1 rRNA gene is annotated in these 519 nt (G+C 55.1%); it reads right to left on the minus strand.

What is annotated here, in order from left to right:
- Nucleotides 1–421: 421 nt before the first annotated feature.
- Nucleotides 422–519: ribosomal RNA gene (gene rrf / locus ACVOKU_RS18555) — 5S ribosomal RNA — on the minus strand; the annotation flags it as partial.

Consider the following 519-nt stretch of genomic DNA (forward strand, 5'->3'; position numbering starts at 1 on the left):
TAATAGTTGCTTGATCAAACGTCTGCAAGATGGACAATCATCCTTCCTGCAGGCGCCTTCACAAGATACCTGCGCATACTTTCAAAGATCCGGGGAAGTGGCCTCAGCGCCGTTCCCGTGTGCTGCGAAGTTTCCTTCGTAGCGAGCCGCCCATTATAGCCGGCTTTTCCGCTTCGTCAACACCTTTTTCAAGGCCGTCGCACCGGGGTGGACGTTGTTGCCGGAGCTGCTTCGTCGTTGTCCCCGAGGGGCTTTCGTCGTTGCGAGCCGCCTATTATGGCAGGCCTTTCAGCTTTGTCAACAACTTGTTTGAGGAACCTGAAGCTCTTCGTGAAGTTGTTGCCGCAAGTCCAGGTCAAAACCAGGTGCCTGCAAAAAAAGGAAAACCCCGCTGCGTGAGCAGCGGGGTTTTGGGTATAAACCCTGGCGATGACCTACTCTCGCATGGCTTGAGCCACACTACCATCGGCGCAGCTGCGTTTCACTTCCGAGTTCGGGATGGGATCGGGTGGTTCCACA

It is taken from the genome of Stenotrophomonas sp. STEN147 (assembly GCF_056757995.1).